General features: G+C 70.3%; 17 protein-coding genes. 10 read left to right on the plus strand and 7 right to left on the minus strand.

The annotated features are described in order from the left end of the window. Nucleotides 1-4 precede the first annotated feature (4 nt). Entirely contained in the window at nucleotides 5-1,162 is a 1,158-nt protein-coding gene (locus tag ACLB9X_RS17985; protein WP_410361385.1) for an acyl-CoA dehydrogenase family protein, read from the minus strand. A 276-nt stretch (nucleotides 1,163-1,438) separates the two neighbouring features. On the opposite strand from ACLB9X_RS17985, the gene ACLB9X_RS17990 reads away from it, so the two are divergent. The 4 genes from ACLB9X_RS17990 to ACLB9X_RS18005 all read left to right on the plus strand — a co-directional run bounded on the left by ACLB9X_RS17990 (nucleotide 1,439) and on the right by ACLB9X_RS18005 (nucleotide 5,756). Then, complete coding sequence (locus tag ACLB9X_RS17990) at nucleotides 1,439-2,041, plus strand: PadR family transcriptional regulator (protein ID WP_410361386.1); 603 nt, start codon at nucleotides 1,439-1,441, stop codon at nucleotides 2,039-2,041. 444 nt (nucleotides 2,042-2,485) lie between these two features. Continuing rightward, nucleotides 2,486-2,782, plus strand: coding sequence for a lactococcin 972 family bacteriocin (locus ACLB9X_RS17995; RefSeq protein WP_410361387.1), 297 nt, complete (start codon nucleotides 2,486-2,488; stop codon nucleotides 2,780-2,782). 156 nt (nucleotides 2,783-2,938) lie between these two features. Continuing rightward, on the plus strand, nucleotides 2,939-5,041 hold the full coding sequence (locus tag ACLB9X_RS18000) for a hypothetical protein (RefSeq protein WP_410361388.1): 2,103 nt from the start codon (nucleotides 2,939-2,941) through the stop codon (nucleotides 5,039-5,041). Between the two features lie 43 nt (nucleotides 5,042-5,084). Then, nucleotides 5,085-5,756 (plus strand): ATP-binding cassette domain-containing protein, encoded by a 672-nt coding sequence (locus tag ACLB9X_RS18005; RefSeq protein WP_410361389.1) that lies wholly within the window; start codon nucleotides 5,085-5,087, stop codon nucleotides 5,754-5,756. 70 nt (nucleotides 5,757-5,826) lie between these two features. On the opposite strand, the gene ACLB9X_RS18010 is transcribed toward ACLB9X_RS18005, so the two are convergent. The 3 genes from ACLB9X_RS18010 to ACLB9X_RS18020 form a co-directional block, all read right to left on the minus strand. Beyond that, nucleotides 5,827-6,048, minus strand: coding sequence for a DUF397 domain-containing protein (locus tag ACLB9X_RS18010; RefSeq protein ID WP_410361390.1), 222 nt, complete (start codon nucleotides 6,046-6,048; stop codon nucleotides 5,827-5,829). Then, a complete protein-coding gene (locus tag ACLB9X_RS18015; RefSeq protein ID WP_410361391.1) occupies nucleotides 6,041-6,835 on the minus strand; it encodes a Scr1 family TA system antitoxin-like transcriptional regulator in 795 nt (264 codons plus the stop codon). The genes ACLB9X_RS18010 and ACLB9X_RS18015 overlap by 8 nt, the downstream gene beginning before the upstream one ends. Nucleotides 6,836-7,109: 274 nt before the next feature. Continuing rightward, complete coding sequence (locus tag ACLB9X_RS18020; RefSeq protein ID WP_410361392.1) at nucleotides 7,110-7,325, minus strand: hypothetical protein; 216 nt, start codon at nucleotides 7,323-7,325, stop codon at nucleotides 7,110-7,112. Nucleotides 7,326-7,342: 17 nt separating this feature from the next. Between ACLB9X_RS18020 and ACLB9X_RS18025 the strand changes: the two genes are divergently transcribed. Next, the gene (locus ACLB9X_RS18025) at nucleotides 7,343-7,639 is read left to right on the plus strand and encodes a hypothetical protein (RefSeq protein WP_410361393.1); all 297 of its coding nucleotides are present in this window, start codon (nucleotides 7,343-7,345) and stop codon (nucleotides 7,637-7,639) included. Nucleotides 7,640-7,711: 72 nt separating this feature from the next. Here the strand turns inward: ACLB9X_RS18025 and ACLB9X_RS18030 are convergent, their stop codons facing one another. Next, a complete protein-coding gene (locus tag ACLB9X_RS18030) occupies nucleotides 7,712-8,083 on the minus strand; it encodes a hypothetical protein (RefSeq protein ID WP_410361394.1) in 372 nt (123 codons plus the stop codon). Nucleotides 8,084-8,174: 91 nt separating this feature from the next. Beyond that, complete coding sequence (locus ACLB9X_RS18035) at nucleotides 8,175-9,587, minus strand: PucR family transcriptional regulator (protein WP_410361395.1); 1,413 nt, start codon at nucleotides 9,585-9,587, stop codon at nucleotides 8,175-8,177. Nucleotides 9,588-9,769: 182 nt separating this feature from the next. On the opposite strand from ACLB9X_RS18035, the gene ACLB9X_RS18040 reads away from it, so the two are divergent. The 3 genes from ACLB9X_RS18040 to ACLB9X_RS18050 all read left to right on the plus strand — a co-directional run bounded on the left by ACLB9X_RS18040 (nucleotide 9,770) and on the right by ACLB9X_RS18050 (nucleotide 14,136). Next, complete coding sequence (locus ACLB9X_RS18040; RefSeq protein ID WP_410361396.1) at nucleotides 9,770-11,251, plus strand: sodium:solute symporter; 1,482 nt, start codon at nucleotides 9,770-9,772, stop codon at nucleotides 11,249-11,251. A 62-nt stretch (nucleotides 11,252-11,313) separates the two neighbouring features. Continuing rightward, nucleotides 11,314-12,303, plus strand: a complete 990-nt coding sequence (gene speB, locus ACLB9X_RS18045; RefSeq protein ID WP_410361397.1) for an agmatinase — start codon at nucleotides 11,314-11,316, stop codon at nucleotides 12,301-12,303. 150 nt (nucleotides 12,304-12,453) lie between these two features. Further along, nucleotides 12,454-14,136: a thiamine pyrophosphate-binding protein gene (locus ACLB9X_RS18050; RefSeq protein ID WP_410361398.1), complete on the plus strand. Its 1,683-nt coding sequence runs from the start codon at nucleotides 12,454-12,456 to the stop codon at nucleotides 14,134-14,136. Between the two features lie 63 nt (nucleotides 14,137-14,199). Here ACLB9X_RS18050 and ACLB9X_RS18055 read toward each other — a convergent pair whose 3' ends face one another. Next, nucleotides 14,200-14,610, minus strand: coding sequence for a YybH family protein (locus ACLB9X_RS18055; RefSeq protein WP_410361399.1), 411 nt, complete (start codon nucleotides 14,608-14,610; stop codon nucleotides 14,200-14,202). Between the two features lie 248 nt (nucleotides 14,611-14,858). On the opposite strand from ACLB9X_RS18055, the gene ACLB9X_RS18060 reads away from it, so the two are divergent. Both ACLB9X_RS18060 and ACLB9X_RS18065 read left to right on the plus strand, forming a co-directional pair. Then, nucleotides 14,859-18,713, plus strand: a complete 3,855-nt coding sequence (locus ACLB9X_RS18060) for an ABC transporter ATP-binding protein (protein ID WP_410361400.1) — start codon at nucleotides 14,859-14,861, stop codon at nucleotides 18,711-18,713. A gap of 202 nt (nucleotides 18,714-18,915) precedes the next feature. Then, complete coding sequence (locus ACLB9X_RS18065; RefSeq protein WP_410361467.1) at nucleotides 18,916-19,260, plus strand: hypothetical protein; 345 nt, start codon at nucleotides 18,916-18,918, stop codon at nucleotides 19,258-19,260. Nucleotides 19,261-19,348 lie beyond the last annotated feature (88 nt).

Genomic DNA, 19,348 nt, shown 5'->3' on the forward strand with positions numbered 1-19,348 from the left:
GTACTTACAGGCCCATGGACTTGGCGATGATCGACTTCATGACCTCGCTGGTGCCGCCGTAGATGCGGTTGACGCGGTTGTCCGCGTACAGGCGGGCGATCGGGTACTCGTTCATGTAGCCGTAGCCGCCGTGCAGCTGGAGGCAGCGGTCGATCACGCGGTGCGCGACCTCGGTGCAGAACAGCTTGGCGGAGGCGGCCTCGGCGGGCGTGAGCTCACCGGCGTCCAGCGCCTCCAGGGCACGGTCGGCGACGGCCTCGGCGGCGTCCACCTCGGCCTGGCAGGCGGCCAGTTCGAACTTGGTGTTCTGGAAGTGGGCCACCGGCTTGCCGAAGACCGTGCGCTCCTGCACGTACTGCTGCGCGAACCGGACGGCCGCCTTGGCCTGCGCGTACGCACCGAAGGCGATGCCCCAGCGCTCGGACGGCAGGTTCTGGCCGAGGTAGTAGAAGCCCTTGTTCTCCTCGCCGAGCAGGTCCTCGACCGGCACCTTCACGTCGACGAACGCCAGTTCGGCGGTGTCGGAGGTGCGCAGGCCCAGCTTGTCGAGCTTGCGGCCGATGGAGTAGCCCTCGGACTTGGTGTCCACCGCGAACAGGGAGATGCCGAAGCGGCGGTCCTCGGCGGTCGGGGCGGAGGTGCGGGCGCAGACGATGACGCGGTCGGCGTGCACACCACCCGTGATGAAGGTCTTGGCGCCGTTGAGGACGTAGTGCGTGCCGTCCTCGGAGAGCTTGGCGGTGGTCTTCATGCCCGCGACGTCGGAGCCGGTGCCCGGCTCGGTCATCGCCAGCGCCCACATCTCCTCACCGGAGACGAACTTCGGCAGGTAGCGCTTCTTCTGCTCGTCGTCGGCCAGCATCTTGATGTAGGGCAGGGCGAGCAGCACGTGCACGCCGGAGCCGCCGAACTGGACGCCCGCGCGCGAGGTCTCCTCGTAGAGCACGGCCTCGAACTTGTGCGTGTCCAGGCCCGCGCCGCCGAACTCCTCGGGGACGTTGATGCCGAAGATGCCCAGCTCGGCGAGCTTGTAGTAGAAGTCGCGCGGCGCCTGGCCCGCGGCGAACCACTCATCGTAGACGGGGACGACCTCGGCCTCGATGAAGGCGCGGATGGTGTCCCGGAACGCCTCGTGGTCCTCGTTGAATACGGTCCGGCGCACGGACGCCTCCTCGTGACTGCGGGTACGACAATGTCTAAGCGCTTGCTCAGAACTAAGTTACCCGGCGGTTGTTGAAAGTGTCCATAGTGATGCTGCGCACGCTGGGGCTATGTCTCGCGCGGATGGCGCCGGAAACAGGCCCAGTCCGCGTCTTCAGCGCTCCGTAACGAGGGAGTTGTGATCGCCTCCAGTGAAGGTGCGACGCTTCTCCGTCCTCCGGCCGGTCCGTCAGGAGCGGCTTGAGTCAGGCGCGCCTACTCGGTATGCATACTCGGTATGTCGATCCGTTACGCTCTGTTGGCCCTCCTTGGCATGGCTCCGCGCTATGGCTCACAACTCCACCGTGAGTTCATGTCGCGCACGGGCTCGACCTGGCCGCTCAACGTGGGCCAGGTTTATTCGACCCTGGCCCGGTTCGAACGCGACGGGCTGGCCGTCTCCGATGGGGAGGACAGTGCGGGCCACGCGCTGTACGGCATTACCGACGCCGGCCGGGAGGAGCTGCACTCCTGGTGCGAGCGGCCCGTGGACCGCACCAGCCCTCCCCGTGACGAACTCGCGATCAAGCTGGCAATGGCGATCTGCTCCTCCGGTGTCGACGTGCGGGCCGTCGTTCAGGGGCAACGCCACCACACGGTGAAGGCTATGCAGGACTGCATGCGGCTCAAGGCGCAGATCGCGGCCGAGGAGGGGGAAGATGCCGAGGGTGTCGGCGGGCCCGGTGGCCGGCTCGCACGACTGCTCGTACTGGATCAGATGATCTTTCGGGTGGCGGCAGAGCTGCAGTGGCTCCACCACTGTGAGATGCGGCTCGCACGACTTGCGCCGTCCCTTCCCGATCCGTCGCCGCAGGCATCGCCCGTTCGTCTGCGACCGTAGCAATGTGGACAGGTACGTGCGGAGGGATGCGTTGCGCGGCGCACAGATCGCACCCTCACCCGCCCTTGGCAGGCGCTGACGCGCCGGGGTGAAGATCTCTGGGTGTACCTTCGGTATGTGCCACTGACAAGATCACGCCATGCATGAACATGCCTGCTCAGCGGTCACGCGTCGCGGATTCCGGGCCGCCCGCAAGCTGTGATTTCCGTGTGAGAGCGCTGTGATGGCGTCGTGACGGGCGCCTCGCGTGACGGTCTTTTCCGCCTCCTGGCGGCCTTTCATCGCTACTTGCTCACAAGCATGCCGAGGAAGGGCTGAAGGGTGATGAAACGCCTCGTCATTACGCCCTCGCAGGTGGCTTGGAACCAGCTGTTCGAAGATCGTTAGTACTGCCTACAGTGAGCGCGCTCCGAAGGGATCGGAGCGTAGGGAGGGACAACTCCAATGAACATCAAGAAGGTTGTGAGACTCGGGGTCGCCACTGGGGCGCTCGTCGTTGCCACTGCCACACCTGCTCTCGCCGTCGTGGTCAACGCCGGCGGTGGCACCTGGGACTACGGGACGAACAGCTCCACCGTGTGGTCGAACTACTACCACGGCAGCCTCTGCCACGGCTCCACCGCGGTGGGTACGTACACGGACCGCAGCCCCGACACGGCGGCTGGCCGCTGGTCGTACGCTTCCGCGCCGGAGCGGGACTTCGTGGAGGACAAGTCCTACTACCGCACCACCTGTGGCTGACCCGTTCGTTAGCTGTGGCCGGAGATATCGCTGACGATTGAGTGCCTGTGGGGAGCGGAGGGCGCAGCCGCTCTCCACAGGCATGCGGAACCATGTCTCTGCACGACCACTCCGCTCCGCTGACCGCCGAGCGCTCCGACTCGAGAACAGACAACGATGCTGCACAGAGGTATCAAGTTCGTCCATGCCGTTGCCCTGGCCTTCTCGGCGGTGCTGGCGTTCCTCGTCGTCCGCGACCTCGACGAGGGAATGATCCTGGGCAACCGCGCCGTGGTGCGGGTGGCCGAATCGGACGGGTCGGCAAGCGGCGAGGAAGTGGTGCGGGCGCTCACGGACCTCGCAGCCGAGCGGGATGTCGGGATCGGGCGTGAACTGCCCGACCTGGAGGACTCGGAGGGCCGTCGGCACCTCTACCTCGCAGTCGGCGACACGCGATCCGCCGCAGCTTCGTGGCTGGAGAGGGGCTACCCGAACTTCGGCCGACAGGTCATTACAGATGTCCACCCGATGACCGAGCTCGGGAATACGGACCCGCGGGGGTTCTATTACATCTTCGGCGCCCATCCAGCGGAGAGAGAAGTGGCTGCGGAGTTCGCCGCTCTCGGCCTGAAGGCGTCCATCAGCCACCCTTATTCGTTCTCCGAGCTGCGAGCCTCCTTCTTGGGCAGCACCCTGTTCGATGCCTTCCAGATCATGGCTCTCGCCCTTGTGACACTCACCGGCGCGAGCGTGCTTCTCAACGCGAAGGCCTATGGAGTGCTCAGACTTCAAGGCAAGTCCTTCACCGAGATCTTCCTCAGGGACTTGCGACAACTTGGCAGGTTCTGGCTGATCGTGGCCGGTGTACTGGTCGCGGTTCTGCTGTTGTCGCTCGGTCTCTACAACGGCTTGGCGTGGCTGGGGCTTTATGCGGTGGTGACCGTGGCTCTCGCCATGGTTCTGGAGCTGGTCGCGCTGACGGCTCACGCGGCTGTGCTCAAGCTGACCTTCAGGACCAGCGTGCTCGCGGCCCTCAAGGGGGAAATCCCCGCCCGAGCCGCCTCCCTTGCCGCCTACGCGGTGCGGATCCCGGCGCTGCTGCTCGTCGTGGGCCTCGCCGCTGAGGTCGTCGCGGTGGGACAGGACCTCCTGGAGCGGAGGCAAGCCTGGGAGACCTATGCCCGGACGGGCGACGCGACCGGAATCCGGATCAACGGCAGTGTGGGAATGGACGAGATGCCGGAGATGGAGCGGGCGGTGGGGAGCCGGCTTCACCAGGCGGACAAGCGGGGAGAGATCATCGTTGCGGGGAGGCTATGGCTCCGCGATGTCTTTCAAGAGGAGCTGCCGGGAGAGCTGCTCATCGTCAATGAGGCTTTCCTCGCCGAACAGCCCGTCCTTGCCCCGGACGGGCGGCGCCACGTACCTGGTAGTCGGCAGGTGGGGGAATCCGGCGACGGCAGAGTGCGATTGCTCGTGCCCGAAGTCCTCGGTGACCACCTGCAACTCTTTCGGGCAGGAACACCTGGAATCCTGAGCCCCGCTGACCCCGGGCGTATCGCACAGAGCGACATCGAGACCCATCCCATGAAGAGCGACCAGCGCATCTTCGCCTACACGCCTGGAGAGAGCCGCGACCGTGACGGGATCGGCCTGGACCGTTCCTTCGTGCACGATCCGGTCGTCCTCGTCCTGCCCAACGGGTCCCGCTATCTCACCGATATCAACTACTACGCTTTTGCCACCCGCAACCAAGTGGTCTTCCCCGACCCGCAGGACGTCCACGACATCCTGCGGGACGAGAAGATGCGGACCTACATCGCCGCGCTTCTCCCGGTGAAGCAGAAGGCCGCGGTCGCCATGGGTGAGGCAGCCCATGAGTTCCGGCTCCAGTTGTTCAACTTCATTGCGGGCGCGGCCGTGCTGCTCATCACTGCCACCGGCGTGTGCATCGTCCATGCCCGCAGGAACGCACAGGCCATCTTCGTCCGGCACATCAGCGGATGGCTGTTCGCCGCGACCCACCGCACGGTCCTCGCAGCGGAGGCAGCCATCGCTGTACTGCTTGCTGTCTGGCTTCCGGTGCGGACATGGTGGGTGAACCGGGAGCTTGAGCAGTTTGCGGCACTGGGGATTCCTGCCCCACGTCCTCCTGTCGAGATCACCGGGCTGGACGTGGGGGCCATGGTCGGCCTGGCTGCTGCCTCGGTCGGCGTGGTGCTCTGCGCGCTCACCCTGTTCCACCGTCGCATCGTCAGGGAAGGCAGCAGCGAGGCATGACCACGGCGCGTCTTTCCCACCCCATTCCAGCAGGAGCAACGCAGTGATCGACATCGAGAATCTGTCGAAGTCCTTCGGACCGCGCACTCTGTGGTCCGGCATCGACCTCACCGTCCACGGTGGGCAGATGCTCGCCCTGACCGGCCCCAGTGGCTCGGGCAAGTCGACTCTGCTCAACTGTCTCGGGATGTTGGACGCGCCCAGTTCCGGGGCCATCCGTCATCAGGGAAAGGACATCACCCGATTCGGGCCGAGGCAGGCCCGTTCGTTCCGCCGCGACATTCTCGGCTATCTCTTCCAGAACTATGCCCTGATCGACAATGCCACCGTCGCGGCCAACCTGGATGTCGTCGCCAAACCCCGGCGCCGACTCGGCCGGACCGCGGACAGCGTCATCGCCGAAGCCCTGGAGCGAGTGGGCCTCGCCGGGCGCCAAGGGGAGCGAGTCTCCCGGCTCAGCGGTGGCGAACAGCAACGCGTCGCTCTCGCCCGGCTCATGGTCAAGCAGCCGTCCCTTGTGCTTGCCGACGAGCCGACCGGCGCCCTCGACCACGACAACACCGTCATGGTTGTGGACATCCTCCGGGAGATGAGCGATTCAGGATGTGCGGTCGTCCTCGCCACTCACGACGACTATGTGCGTGATCGGTGCGACACCGTGTTCAATGTGCGCCCTTCCGGGACCGCTGCTGCTCCTGAGGTTTCGGCGATGTAGCGACCTGTTCCGAGAAGCTGGGGAACTACGCCCCACGGAAGTGCGGTGGATCAGGCGGCGTGCGTGCACCTCAGGCAGGCACGCCGTCGTCCTTCACGGCGTTCACGAACACCGACCAGCCGTCGGCCGGGAAGACCAGCGCGGGGCCGTGCGGGCGCTTGGAGTCGCGGACGGGGACGCCGGCGGGGTGGTCGTCCAGCACCTCCACGCAGCTGCCTCCGTCCCCGCTGCTGTAGGACGACTTGCGCCAGCCGTTCAATCTGGCGGAATCGGGGATGGTGCGCTCAGACATGCTGCTCGTAATCCTTTGCCGTCGCCTTCAGGAGGGCGAGGGATGCCCTGCGGGGGAGTGCGTCGCCCAGGGCGAGAGTGTAGGTGCGCTGCAGAGTCTCAACCAGGGCGGGGGAGTCGTGCAGCTTGCCCATGAGTACGCCCTCGCCGTAGGCGACCGGAGGTTGGTCCTCGAACATCATCAGCGACAGCATTCCTTGGAGCAGTGGGTGGTAGCCCACCCCGAAGGGGAGGACATGCACGCGGATGCGTTCCCTCTCCGTCATATGGACGATGTGGGTCAGCTGCTCCGCCATGATCTCGGGGCTTCCAACGCTGCGGCGCAGCACCGCCTCGTCCATGAGGACGCAGACCAGCGGGGTCACAGGGTTGGTGAGGACCCTTCCTTGGTCCAGCCGTGTGACAAGGAGCGTGTCACATTCCTCTTCACTCCGGGGAGAGACGTCGGGGCGCAGAACCGCACGCGCGTACCCCTCTGTCTGCAGGATGCCTGGCACGAGGGAGAGCGTGAACTCCTGGATGACCGACGCTTGTTGTTCGAGTAGCAGCGCCGACTCGAAATAGTCGGCGACCGCGACATCCTTTTGCGGCAGGAAGCTACTCAACACGTCTCCCGTGTTCAGTGCCCTGTCCAGCCGTCGCGCGTCCTCCCTCGACGGGATGCGACGCCCCGCCTCGATGTGAGCGATATGCGAACGCGTCATGATCGCGGCGTCCGCCAGTTCCTGTTGTGTCAGGCGTGCCGCAGCGCGTTGCGCCTTCAACCATTCCCCATACACGTTGCTCATCGTCAACTCCCTTGTGACAAACGCTCTGTCACATCGAACCTCCTGGTCAGGGTAGTTCTGTCGGTCTCACGCTGTGAGTGAATCGCTACAGAGCGAAGCGGTCCGGTGTCACCCGCGCGCTCTATGCACAGGGCCCGGCGACCGCGCGACGGTCCGAGGGTGTGGCCCTCAACAACCAGGAGTTGACGACGTGTTGCTCTGTATCTTCCGGCCGCTCGATCCGCTGTTGCGGCTTGACTGGCCGCCTCTGCCCGGACGCCACCGGTTGCCACGCTCAGGCCAGGACCCCACGCTCCGCCCACCCGTGCTCCCGCTCCGGCACACCCGCGCGCCGGAGCCGTGTCCCCCCGGCGAAGACGGCCCCCTCGTCCGCCCCTACCTCTACCTCGTCGTGCACGAAGAGCGCGAGGAAGCCCGCCGTCAGCGGGCCCGGCGGCGGGCCCTGTGGCTCGCCGTGCACGGCGTCGACATCGGCCCGTGTCCCATCCACGGAGTGGAGGTGACGGCGTGAACAACCGTCTGCTGCCGTGGTCCACGCCGGACGGCCGGCCCTGCTACCTCATCGGCGATGGCACCGGCTACGTCTCCCGCGTCGCCGACAACGTCGAGAGCGTGCAGCTCGGCATGGCCCTTGATCTGCTCGGGCACGTCGACGACCTGCTCGCCGACCGGCAGGCCACCCCAGAGCAGCTCCGGTACGTCGTGGCCCGCATGGCCGAGGCTCTGCGTGACGTGCACCGCATTGCGCTCAGCCGGGGAGCGCGGCTCCCCGCGGCTCAGGCCGACGGCTCGTCCCCGTCGTAGGCCGAAAGGCCGTCTGGCGGTGCTCCAGGATTTCGGCCAGGTCCTCGTGGGTCAGGTGCTCCTGGGCGAGCTTCACCGTGGCCCGGCCCTCCGCCGCCGCCCACGCGTGACGGGCGCGCTCGTTGGCTCTGCGGCGGTGGTCGCTGCGCAGGAAGCCCGCGCCGCGGCGAATCCCGCCGCGGCGAGGGCCGCCGGCGCCGCGGGGATGCGGGCGTTCGCCGTGGCCAGGCCCGTGGCACCGGCCGTGGCGGCGAGGAGGGCCGCGGGGAAGCCGAGGCCGATGTCGACCTTGGTCCAGAACTCGGCTCTGCGGTGGGCGAGTCCGCGCTGCCGCTCCGCTTCCTCGCGCAGCCGCGTGATCTCGGCGCGCAGACGGCGGGCGGGCTCGTCCGGCGTGGACCGGGTGGTGCCGTCAGGGGCGATGGCCCTGCGGAAAATTCCCACACACGTGAGGCAAAGGGGACTTGGCCTTGTCCCGACAGTCCTGGCAGGCGTTCGTGGTGGGCTTCCCACGGAACCGTGGACGTCCGGCTTCTCACCCCTGCCGCAGCGCGAACCACAGCCCCATCCGGACGTCCGGATCGTCCAGGTCCTCGTCCAGCAGCGTGCCGATGCGCGCGATGCGCTGGCGGACGGTGTTGCGGTGGATCCCCATCGCCGCCGCCGTCCGGTCCCAACTGCCGTGCAGCGACAGCCAGGTCCGAAGCGTCTCGATCAGCGCGGGGGTGTCCGCGAGGGGGGCCAGGCGCGCGCGGGCGGCGTCGGCGGAGAACGGGCCAGCGTCGCGGTGGCGCACCAGGGGTTTGCGCGTCGTGAGCGCACTGCGTACGGCACGGGCCGCCTGCGTGTCGGCGGTGGCGAGGTCCCGCGCCTCGACGGGGACGCTGACCCCGAGCGTCCAGTCCGGCTGGGCCGCGACGGCCGTACTCGCGGGCAGCAGCAGGCGCACCGCCGTGGCCTCCGGCGCCTCGAACAGGGGCGTGCCCAGCGCCGCCGCCAGCGCCGCCGCCGCGAACGGGGTCCCGTCGCCGCCCCGCGCGTGGACCACCGTCCAGGGCCCCGGGTCCAGGGCGCGCGCCGCGTCGGCCGGGGCCTCGCCGAGGAGCAGGCGGACCAGGGTCGCGTCGCGCACCGCCGAGTCCGCGGCCTGTCGCGGGGCCGTGAGCAGGGAGAGCAGAACGACCGCCACCCCGGCGATCGTGTGGTTCCCGGGCTCGTGGTGCTCGGACGCCACCCCGAGCGTGAGGCCCTCGCCGCCGAGTGCGTACGCGGCGAGCCGCAGCCCGCCGCTGTCCCCGCTCGCGGTCGCCGGCCCGCCGGGGCGCGGGCCCACCACGCGCGCCAGATCCGCGAGGGCCCGGCTCGCCGCGTCCGGGATCGACCGGCCGGCCGCCGCCGACTCCGTGCCGTCCGGAGCGAAGAGCACCGCGCGTCCGCCGAGCCGCGAGGCCAGCGCGCCGAGCACCGCCGGGACCGGGGCCGGCCGGGCCGCCGCCGTCGCCAGTGACTGCTGGGCCTCGGTCACCCGGCGCAGCTCCTGCAGGCGGGCCTGGGCCATCAGCCGCCACAGCGCCCGGGCCACCGCCGTGAACGGCGTCTTCGGCGGCACCTCGATCAGCGGCAGGCCGTGCCGCGCGCACGCCTCGACGAGCTCGGCCGGAACGGTGTCGTACACCGGCGTCACGCCGAAGCCGAGCGCCGCCGCGCCTGCCTCCACGACCCGTTCCACGTACCGGGCCGGGTCGGTGAGCTGCACGCCTGCCGTCATCAGCAGCTCGCCGCCCAGGAGATACGGGTAGGGGTCCGCCATCTCGGAGGTGTGCACCCAGTGGAGGGCGGCGTCCTCGGAACCCGCGAGCAGGCGCAGCCCGAGGTCCCGGCGGGCGAGCAGAGCGGCGAGCGGGACCGGGGACGCCGGTGGGGTGGAGGTGGGCTCCTGCGCGGACATGACCGTGGACCCTTCGTACACCCATCGTAAGAACAGTGGAGGAAACGTACACTTCAGCGTCGCTTTCCGGCCACCTACTGTCGTGCCATCCAGCGGCAGCGGGTACGGGCGGATGTCCCCGCGAACGGCCCTGGCACCTTTCCCCGCACGACACGCCACCGAGGTGAGCAGAGGAGGGCCCCATGGCCGTCGACTACACAGTGATCGTCCTGTATTTGGCCAGCATGCTGGCGATGGGCTGGTGGGGTATGCGCCGCGCCAAGTCCAAGAGCGATTTCCTGGTCGCGGGCCGCCGCCTCGGGCCCTGGATGTACTCCGGCACCATGGCCGCCATCGTCCTGGGCGGCGCGTCCACCATCGGCGGTGTGGGGCTCGGCTACAAGTACGGGCTCTCGGGCGCCTGGATGGTCTTCACCATCGGCCTCGGCCTGCTCGCGCTGTCCGTCTTCTTCTCCGCGCGGATCGCCCGGCTCAAGGTCTACACGGTCTCCGAGATGCTCGACCTGCGCTACGGCGGCAAGGCCGGTGTCATCTCGGGTGTCGTCATGTGGGCGTACACGCTGATGCTGGCGGTCACCTCGACCATCGCCTACGCGACGATCTTCGACGTCCTCTTCGACCTGCCCCGGACGGCCGCAATCGTCCTCGGCGGCACGATCGTCGTCGCGTACTCGACCCTCGGCGGCATGTGGTCCATCACCATCACCGACATGGTGCAGTTCGTGGTGAAGACCATCGGCGTGCTGCTTCTGCTCCTGCCCATCGCCGTTGTCAAGGCGGGCGGCTTCGCCGAGATGAAGGCCGCGCTGCCGACCGCGTACTTCGAGCCGCTGGGCATCGGCGGCGAGACGATCTTCACGTACGTGCTGATCTACACCTTCGGCATGCTCATCGGTCAGGACATCTGGCAGCGCGTCTTCACCGCCCGCACCGACAAGGTCGCCAAGTGGGGCGGCACCGTGGCCGGTACGTACTGTCTCGCCTACGCCCTCGCCGGCGCCGTCATCGGCACGGCCGCCAAGGTGCTCTACCCGAAGCTGCCCCACGCCGACGACGCCTTCGCCACCATCGTCAAGGACGAGCTGCCGATGGGTGTGCGCGGCCTGGTGCTGGCCGCCGCGCTCGCCGCCGTCATGTCCACCTCCTCCGGCGCGCTCATCGCCTGTGCCACCGTCGCCAACAACGACATCTGGTCCCGGCTGCGCGGCCTCACCGCGAAGAGGACGGAGGGCGAGCACGACGAGGTCAAGGGCAACCGCGCCTTCATCCTGATCATGGGCGCCGCCGTCGTCCTCATCGCGATCGCCCTCAACGACGTCGTCCAGGCCCTCACCGTCGCGTACAACCTGCTCGTCGGCGGCCTGCTGGTGCCCATCCTCGGCGGCCTGCTGTGGAAGCGCGGCACCGTGCAGGGCGCGCTCGCCGCGGTGGCCGTCGGAGGCGTCTCGGTCATCGGCCTGATGGCGACGTACGGCATCCTCGCCAACGAGCCCGTCTACTACGGCCTGCTGGCCTCGCTCGCCGCGTACGTGGTCGTCAGCCTCGTCACCCGGCCCACCGACGCGGCCGTGCTCGCCGCCTGGCGTGAGCGGCTGGCCGGCCGCGGCGGCGACGAGGCCGAGCCCGAGGCCCCGGCCACCGAGCCCGCCCCGGTCCACAGCTGAGCCGGACAACAGTCCGTCAACGGATGAACGCTTTACGAAGCGCAAGAAGGAAGGCATCACACATGAGCAGCAACGAGCAGCCGCGCGGTCCGATCGATTCGTCCCACATCCCGCGGTACGCCGGACCCGCCACGTTCGCCCGGCTGCCGCGGCTCGACGAGGTCGGCACCGCCGACGTCGCCGTGGTCGGCGTGCCTTTCGACTCCGGGGTCTCCTACCGCCCCGGCGCGCGCTTCGGCGGCAACGCCATCCGTGAGGCGTCGAGGCTCCTGCGCCCCTACAACCCGGCGCAGGACGCCTCGCCGTTCGCGCTGGCCCAGGTCGCCGACGCCGGTGACATCGCGGCCAACCCGTTCAACATCAACGAAGCCGTCGAGACGGTCGAGGCCGCGGCCGACGACCTGCTCGCCACCGGCGCCCGGATGATGACGCTCGGCGGCGACCACACCATCGCGCTGCCGCTGCTGCGCGCGGTCGCCAAGAAGCACGGCCCGGTCGCCCTGCTGCACTTCGACGCGCACCTGGACACCTGGGACACCTACTTCGGTGCCGAGTACACCCACGGCACGCCGTTCCGCCGGGCCGTCGAGGAGGGCATCCTCGACACCGAGGCGCTGTCCCACGTCGGCACCCGCGGCCCGCTGTACGGCAAGCAGGACCTGACCGACGACGAGAAGATGGGCTTCGGCATCGTCACCTCGTCCGACATCTACCGCCGTGGCGCGGACGAGGTCGCCGACCAGCTGCGCCAGCGCATCGGCGACCGCCCCCTCTACATCTCCATCGACATCGACTGCCTCGACCCGGCGCACGCGCCCGGCACCGGCACCCCCGAGGCGGGCGGCATGACCTCCCGCGAGCTCCTGGAGATCCTGCGCGGCCTGTCCTCCTGCAACCTGGTGTCGGCCGACGTGGTGGAGGTGGCCCCGGCGTACGACCACGCGGAGATCACCGCGGTCGCCGCCTCGCACACGGCGTACGAGCTGACCACGATCATGTCGCGCCAGATCGCGGCGAACCGCGCCTCCGGCGCGGAGCAGACCGCGAAGTGACCGCGCCGCCGGTCCCGCCTGCGGGACCGGCACCGGCCTGCCGGCCGGGACGCGCGCGTAACGTCGAGCCGGGGGTCGGAAGGCCCCGCCCCCGGGCGCAGGCGCCCGCACGCAGACGAACGAAACGATCCAGACGCTAAGGACGCCACGGTGACCCACGACCACGACCTCGTGCTGCGGCCGACGGTCGCCCAGACCGAGGCCGCGCTCAACCCGCCGAAGGGCCGCAACGGCGGCGACCTCGTCGTCGAGACCCTCCAGGGCCTCGGCGCGACGACCGTCTTCGGGCTGCCCGGGCAGCACGCGCTCGGCATGTTCGACGCGCTGCGCCGTTCGGCCCTGACCTACGTCGGGCTGCGCGTCGAGAACAACGCGGGCTTCGCCGCCGACGCCTACGGCCGCGTCACCGGCGAGGCCGCGCCCCTGCTGCTGTCCACCGGACCCGGCGCGCTGATGTCGCTGGCCGCGCTCCAGGAGGCCGCCGCGGCGTCGGCGCCCGTGCTCGCGATCGGCAGCCAGGTCCCGGCGGCCGGGCTCGGCGGCGGACGCCACGGCTACCTGCACGAACTGCGCGACCAGCAGGCGTCGTTCCGCGACATCGTGAAGTCCGTGCACACCGTGCGCAAGGCCTCCCAGATCCCGTCGGCGATCGCGGCGGCGTGGCAGTCGGCGCTGACCGCACCGCACGGGCCGGTGTGGGTCGAGATCCCGCAGGACGTCCTGCTCGCCGAGACCGCTCTGCCGGTCGTCACGGCGATGGACGCCACACCCGAAGACGTCGTGCCGCGCCCCGAACTGACCGACGTGGCCGCCCACCTGCTGTCCACCGCCGAGCGGCCCGTGATCATCGCGGGCGGCGGCGTCGTGCGCTCCGACGCCTCGGGCAAGCTGCGCGCGCTCGCCGAGAAGATCGACGCGCCGGTCGTCACCACCTTCGGCGGCAAGGGCGCCTTCCCGTGGGAGCACCCGCTGTCCCTCCAGTCCTGGCTGGAGGACCGCCACACCACCAACTTCCTGGAGTCGGCCGACGTGCTGCTCGTCGTCGGCTCGGGACTCGGCGAACTGTCCTCGAACTACTACACCTTCGCCCCCCGCGGCTGCGTCATCCAGATCGAGGCCGACCTCGGAAAGCTGGAGTCCAACCACGCCGGCCTCGGTATCCACGCGGACGCGCGCCTCGCGCTGTCGGCCCTGCTGGAGACCGTGGAGGACCGCCGCGACCCGTCGGCGGCCGACGCCGTGCGCGAGGTCCTCGCCGCGGTCCGCGCCCGGATCGACTCCCAGGAACTGACCCTGGAGCAGCAGGTCCTGGCGTCCGTGCGCGAGGCCCTGCCGGACGACTCGCCCAGCTTCTGGGACATGACGATCCTCGCGTACTGGGCCTGGTCCGCCTTCGACGCCCGCCGGCCCAACACGATGCACTCCGCTCAGGGCGCCGGCGGCCTCGGCTACGGCTTCCCGGCGGCGCTCGGCGCGGCGGCCGCCGACCGCACCCGCCCGGTCCTCGCCGTCTCGGGCGACGGCGGTGCGATGTACTCGATCGCCGAGCTGGCCACGGCCCGCCAGTACGACCTGCCGGTCACCTGGCTGATCGTGGACGACGGCGGCTACGGCATCCTGCGCGAGTACATGACGGACGCGTTCGGCGAGGCCACGGCGACGGAGCTGGCGTGTCCGGACTTCGTCGCGCTGGCGGAGTCCTTCGGCGTCCCGGCGACCCGGACGAGCCCCGAGACGCTGTCCGAGGACCTGGCCAAGGCGCTGGCCCAGCCCGGTCCGTCGGTGGTCGTCCTCCCGGCCCTGCTGCGGATGTTCGCCCCGACGCACCTGTGACACGGCCCGCAGACCACCCGGCCCCGCCGCCCGACTCCCCCGGGCGGCGGGGCCGGGCCCGTATCAGCCCGCCACCGCGGTCGTGTCCGCGAACGAGTGGTGCTCGTGCGCGACCACCCAGCGGCCCCGGTCCTTGCGGAGCCCGACGCTGAGCCGCAGCCGGGTCTCGGGACGCTCGGCGAGCTCCTGCCGCGTCCCGCAGCGCAGCAGGGCGTGCGCGAAGGCGACGTCGTCGCCGGCGGTGACGTCGAGGGACAGGATCTCGAACGCCGCGCCCTGCGCCTGCCACGCGAAGAACGGCGGCCACGTCTCGCGGTAGGCGTCGATGCCGCGGACGCCGTCGTGCGGCGGCGGCACGTCGAACATGACGATGTCGTCGGCGTGGTCCACCAGGACTCCCTCCAGGTCGCCCCGGTGGACGGCCTCGGCCCACTGCTCGATCAGGGTCCGGATCTGCTGTTCGTCGCTACCCATGGCGCTGCTCCCGTCGACGGCCCCCGAAGAAGGGACCCGGCCGCGCCCCGGAATTCATCGCCCACGCCGGTGTGACGAATTCCGACCCGTACCGCCGCGACGACCCACACGGGCGGGCCGGGCGTCCGTGCTACGTGTCCGGGCGGTCCCAGGACCAGGGACGGGTATGTGTCGTGGAGGGATGAAATCCGTTCCGGTCCGCGTTGGTGCCTTCCGGAAGATCAGATCGTCGGGATCAGCGGGATCCGATGGATGCGGACGGGGAGGCCCTGGTGGCTGCGGCTCGAAAAGAGGACGGCTGGGCGCGGCGGCTGGCCGGTTACGCCTGGCGTTATCGGCGCAACGTGGTGCTCGCGCTCGGGTCCTCGCTGGGCGGCATGGCCGTCATGGCGCTCGTACCGCTCATCACCAAGGTCGTCATCGACGACGTCATCGGCGCGAAGACGCGATCCCTCGCGACGTGGACCGGTCTGCTGATCGCCGCGGCCGTCGCGGTGTACGTCCTCACCTACATCCGCCGCTACTACGGCGGCCGGCTCGCGCTCGACGTCCAGCACGACCTGCGCACCGAGATGTACGGCACGATCACCCGCCTCGACGGGCGGCGCCAGGACGAGCTGTCGACCGGCCAGGTCGTCGGACGGGCGACCAGCGACCTCCAGCTCATCCAGAGCCTGCTCTTCATGCTGCCGATGACCATCGGCAACCTCCTGCTGTTCGCGATCTCCCTGGCCGTCATGGCGTGGCTGTCGCTGCCGCTCACCCTGATCGCCCTCGCCGTCGCCCCCGCCCTGTGGATCATCGCCAAGCGCAGCCGTGCCCGGCTGCACCCCGCCACCTGGTACGCGCAGAGCCAGGCCGGCGCCGTCGCCGGAGTCGTCGACGGGGCCGTGTCGGGCGTGCGGGTCGTGAAGGGGTTCGGGCAGGAGGAGCAGGAGACCGGGAAGCTGCGCGAAGCCAGCCGGAAGCTGTTCGCGGGCCGGCTGCGGACCATCCGGCTCAACGCGCGGTACACGCCCGCCCTGCAGGCCGTCCCGGCGCTCGGCCAGGTGGCCATGCTCGCACTCGGCGGCTGGCTGGCGACGAAGGGCGAGATCACGCTCGGCACGTTCGTCGCCTTCTCGACGTACCTCGCGCAGCTCGTCGGACCGGTCCGGATGCTGGCCATGGTGCTCACCGTCGGTCAGCAGGCACGGGCCGGTGCGGAGCGCGTGCTGGAGCTCATCGACACCCGGCCGTCCCTGCACGAGGGCACGAAGGAGCTGCCGGCGGACGCCGAGGCGAGCGTCGAGTTCGACGACGTGAGCTTCGCGTACGGGGACGGCAGGCCGGTCCTGGACGGCTTCTCGCTGGAGATCCGGCCCGGCGAGACCGTCGCCGTCGTCGGGGCGTCCGGCAGCGGCAAGTCCACCGTCTCGCTCCTGCTGCCGCGCTTCTACGACGTCACCCGCGGCGCCGTCCTCGTCGGCGGCCACGACGTGCGCGAGTTGACCTTCGACTCGCTGCGGGCCGCCATCGGCATCGTGCCCGAGGACAGCTTCCTGTTCTCCGACACCGTCCGCGCGAACATCGCCTACGGGAAGCCGGACGCGACCCAGGACGAGATCGACCGGGCCGCCCGCGCCGCCCAGGCCGACCGGTTCGTCGCCGAGCTGCCCGACGGCTACGACACCAAGGTCGGCGAGCACGGGCTGACCCTCTCGGGCGGCCAGCGCCAGCGCATCGCGCTGGCCCGCGCGATCCTCACCGACCCGCGCCTGCTCCTCCTGGACGACGCCACCTCCGCCGTCGACGCCCGCGTGGAGCACGAGATCCACGAGGCGCTGCGGCAGGTCATGGCGGGCCGGACGACCCTGCTCATCGCCCACCGCCGCTCCACACTGGGCCTCGCCGACCGGATCGCTGTCCTGGACGGCGGCCGGCTCGCCGACATCGGCACCCACGAGGAGCTCCAGGAGCGCTCCGCGCTCTACCGCCGGCTGCTGACCGACCCGGACGAGCTCGGCGGCGTCTCGCCCGGCCACGTACTCCCCGAGGCCGCGCCCGAGCCGGACGAGGACCGCACGGTGCGGGACGAGCTGGACGCGGAGTTCGACGCCGAGCGCGGCATCACCCGAAGGCTGTGGGTGCGCGACGAACGAGCCGAGGAGGCCAGGGAGGCCAGGCAGGACGCGAGCGCCACGCCCGAACTGCTCGCCCAGGTCGAGGCGCTCCCCCCGGCCACGGACACCCCCGACATCGACGAGGCGCGGGCCGTCCGGGCCGAACCGGCCGGCGCCCGCGCCGGGGAGGGCGGCCGGCTCCGCGCGCTCCTGCGCGGCTTCGGGCTGCCCCTGCTGGTCAGCCTGCTGCTCGTCGCCGTCGACGCGGGCATGGGACTGCTCCTGCCCGTGCTGATCCGGCACGGCATCGACGAGGGCGTCGAACAACTCGCGCTGGGCGCGGTGTGGACGGCGTCCCTCCTCGCGCTCGGCACCGTCGTCGTGCAGTGGGCCGCCCAGACCGGCGAGATCCGCAAGACGGGACGCACCGGCGAGCGGGTCCTGTACGCCCTGCGCCTGAAGATCTTCGCCCAGCTCCAGCGGCTCGGCCTCGACTACTACGAGCGGGAGCTGACCGGACGGATCATGACCCGGATGACGACGGACGTGGACGCCCTGTCCACGTTCCTGCAGACGGGACTGGTCACCGCGTTCGTCTCGCTGGTCACGTTCTTCGGCATCATGGTCGCGCTCGTCGTCATCGACGTGCAGCTGGCGCTGGTCGTGTTCGCCACCCTGCCGGTCCTGATCGTCGGCACGTACTTCTTCCGCCGCAAGAGCGTGCAGGCGTACGAGCTCGCCCGTGAGCGCATCAGCGTCGTCAACGCCGACCTCCAGGAGTCCGTGTCCGGGCTGCGGATCGTGCAGGCGTTCCGGCGCGAGCGTGACGGCCGGGCCGACTTCACGGCGCGCAGCGACAGCTACCGCGAGGCCCGTGTCCGCGGCCAGTGGCTGATTTCCGTCTACTTCCCGTTCGTCCAGCTGCTGTCGTCGGTGGCGGCCGCGGCCGTGCTGATCGTCGGCGCGGGCCGGGTGGAGGCCGGGACCCTCACCACGGGCGCTCTCGTCGCCTACCTGCTCTACATCGACCTCTTCTTCGCGCCCGTGCAGCAGCTCTCGCAGGTCTTCGACGGCTACCAGCAGGCCACCGTGTCGCTCGGCCGGGTGCAGGAGCTGCTGCGGGAGCCGACGTCGACGGCCGCGGCGGAACGGCCGCGCGAGGTGGGCAGGCTGCGCGGCGACATCGCCTTCGAGAACGTGTCGTTCGCCTACGGTTCCGGCGGCGACGAGGAGGAGGCGCTGAGCGGGGTCGACCTGCGCATCCCGGCCGGGCAGACCGTCGCGTTCGTCGGCGAGACCGGCGCGGGCAAGTCCACGCTGGTCAAGCTGGTGGCGCGGTTCTACGACCCGACCCACGGCCGTATCACGGTCACTCTCGACGACTCCTCCCACGACGACCACGACGACCGGAGCGACCGGGGCGACCGGGGTGACGGCTCAGGGGCGGGCCACGACCTGCGCGAGCTGGACCTGACGGCCTACCGGCACCGGCTCGGCGTCGTCCCCCAGGAGGCGTACCTCTTCTCCGGCACGGTCCGCGACGCCATCGCCTACGGCCGGCCCGGCGCGAGCGACGCCGAGGTGGAGGCCGCGGCCAGGGCCGTCGGCGCGCACGACATGATCGCCACCCTCGACGGCGGCTACCTGCACGAGGTCTCCGAGCGCGGGCGCAACCTCTCGGCCGGACAGCGCCAGCTGATCGCCCTCGCCCGCGCCGAACTGGTCGACCCCGACGTGCTGTTGCTCGACGAGGCGACCGCCGCCCTGGACCTGGCGACCGAGGCACAGGTCAACCAGGCCACCGACCGGCTGACCGGCCGCCGCACCACGCTGGTGGTCGCGCACCGGCTCACCACGGCGGCCCGCGCCGACCGGGTCGTGGTGATGGACCACGGGCGGGTCGCCGAGGACGGCACGCACGACGAACTCCTCGCGCGCGGCGGACACTACGCCGCCCTGTGGCGCACGTTCATAGGGGAGGACGAGCCCGCGACCGTGTGACGGGGGAGTGCGGCGGCGCGCGCCTACCACGGCGCCGGGCGCAGCGGTCCGCGCGGGCGCATCGCAACCAAATCCCGTCGTGTGTGCGTCGTACGTCTGTACGGAGCAGTGACAGGCGGGAGCGGACGTGGTCGACCGGGTGGGGAACGGGAACAGGCACACGGGGCGGGCGGCCCGGGCACTCGCGCGGGCGCTCGCCGTGATGGCGGCCGCGTCCGCCCTGGCGGTGGCGGGCCCCGGCCTCCAGAGCGCCCAGGCGGCGGCGCCTTGTGCCGGACGTCTGGCGAAGTCGCTCTCCTTCGCCACCGGGCAGCTGAGGGTCTATCAGAACGGGCAGCACGTCTGCGCCGTCACCTTCGCCAGGAACCCGGGCGCCAGGCGTCCCATGTCCGTCTCCCTCCAGGTGCGCGGCGGCCGTCCGGAGACGGACAGCGGGAACTTCACGCGGCAGGCGGGACCGGTCACCGTGCCGGCGCGCGGCCGCTGCGTGAAGGCCACCGGTTCCGTCTCCGGCACCTCCCGCTCGACCGGCTGGATCCTGTGCTGAGCGGCCCTTCGTCAGCGGACCCGGGCCCAACGGGGGGTGGCGGGCCCGGACTTGGCACCGCTAGGTTCACCCGGACCGTTTGATCTCA

Source organism: Streptomyces sp. 5K101 (assembly GCF_046506645.1).
Lineage (GTDB): Bacteria > Actinomycetota > Actinomycetes > Streptomycetales > Streptomycetaceae > Streptomyces.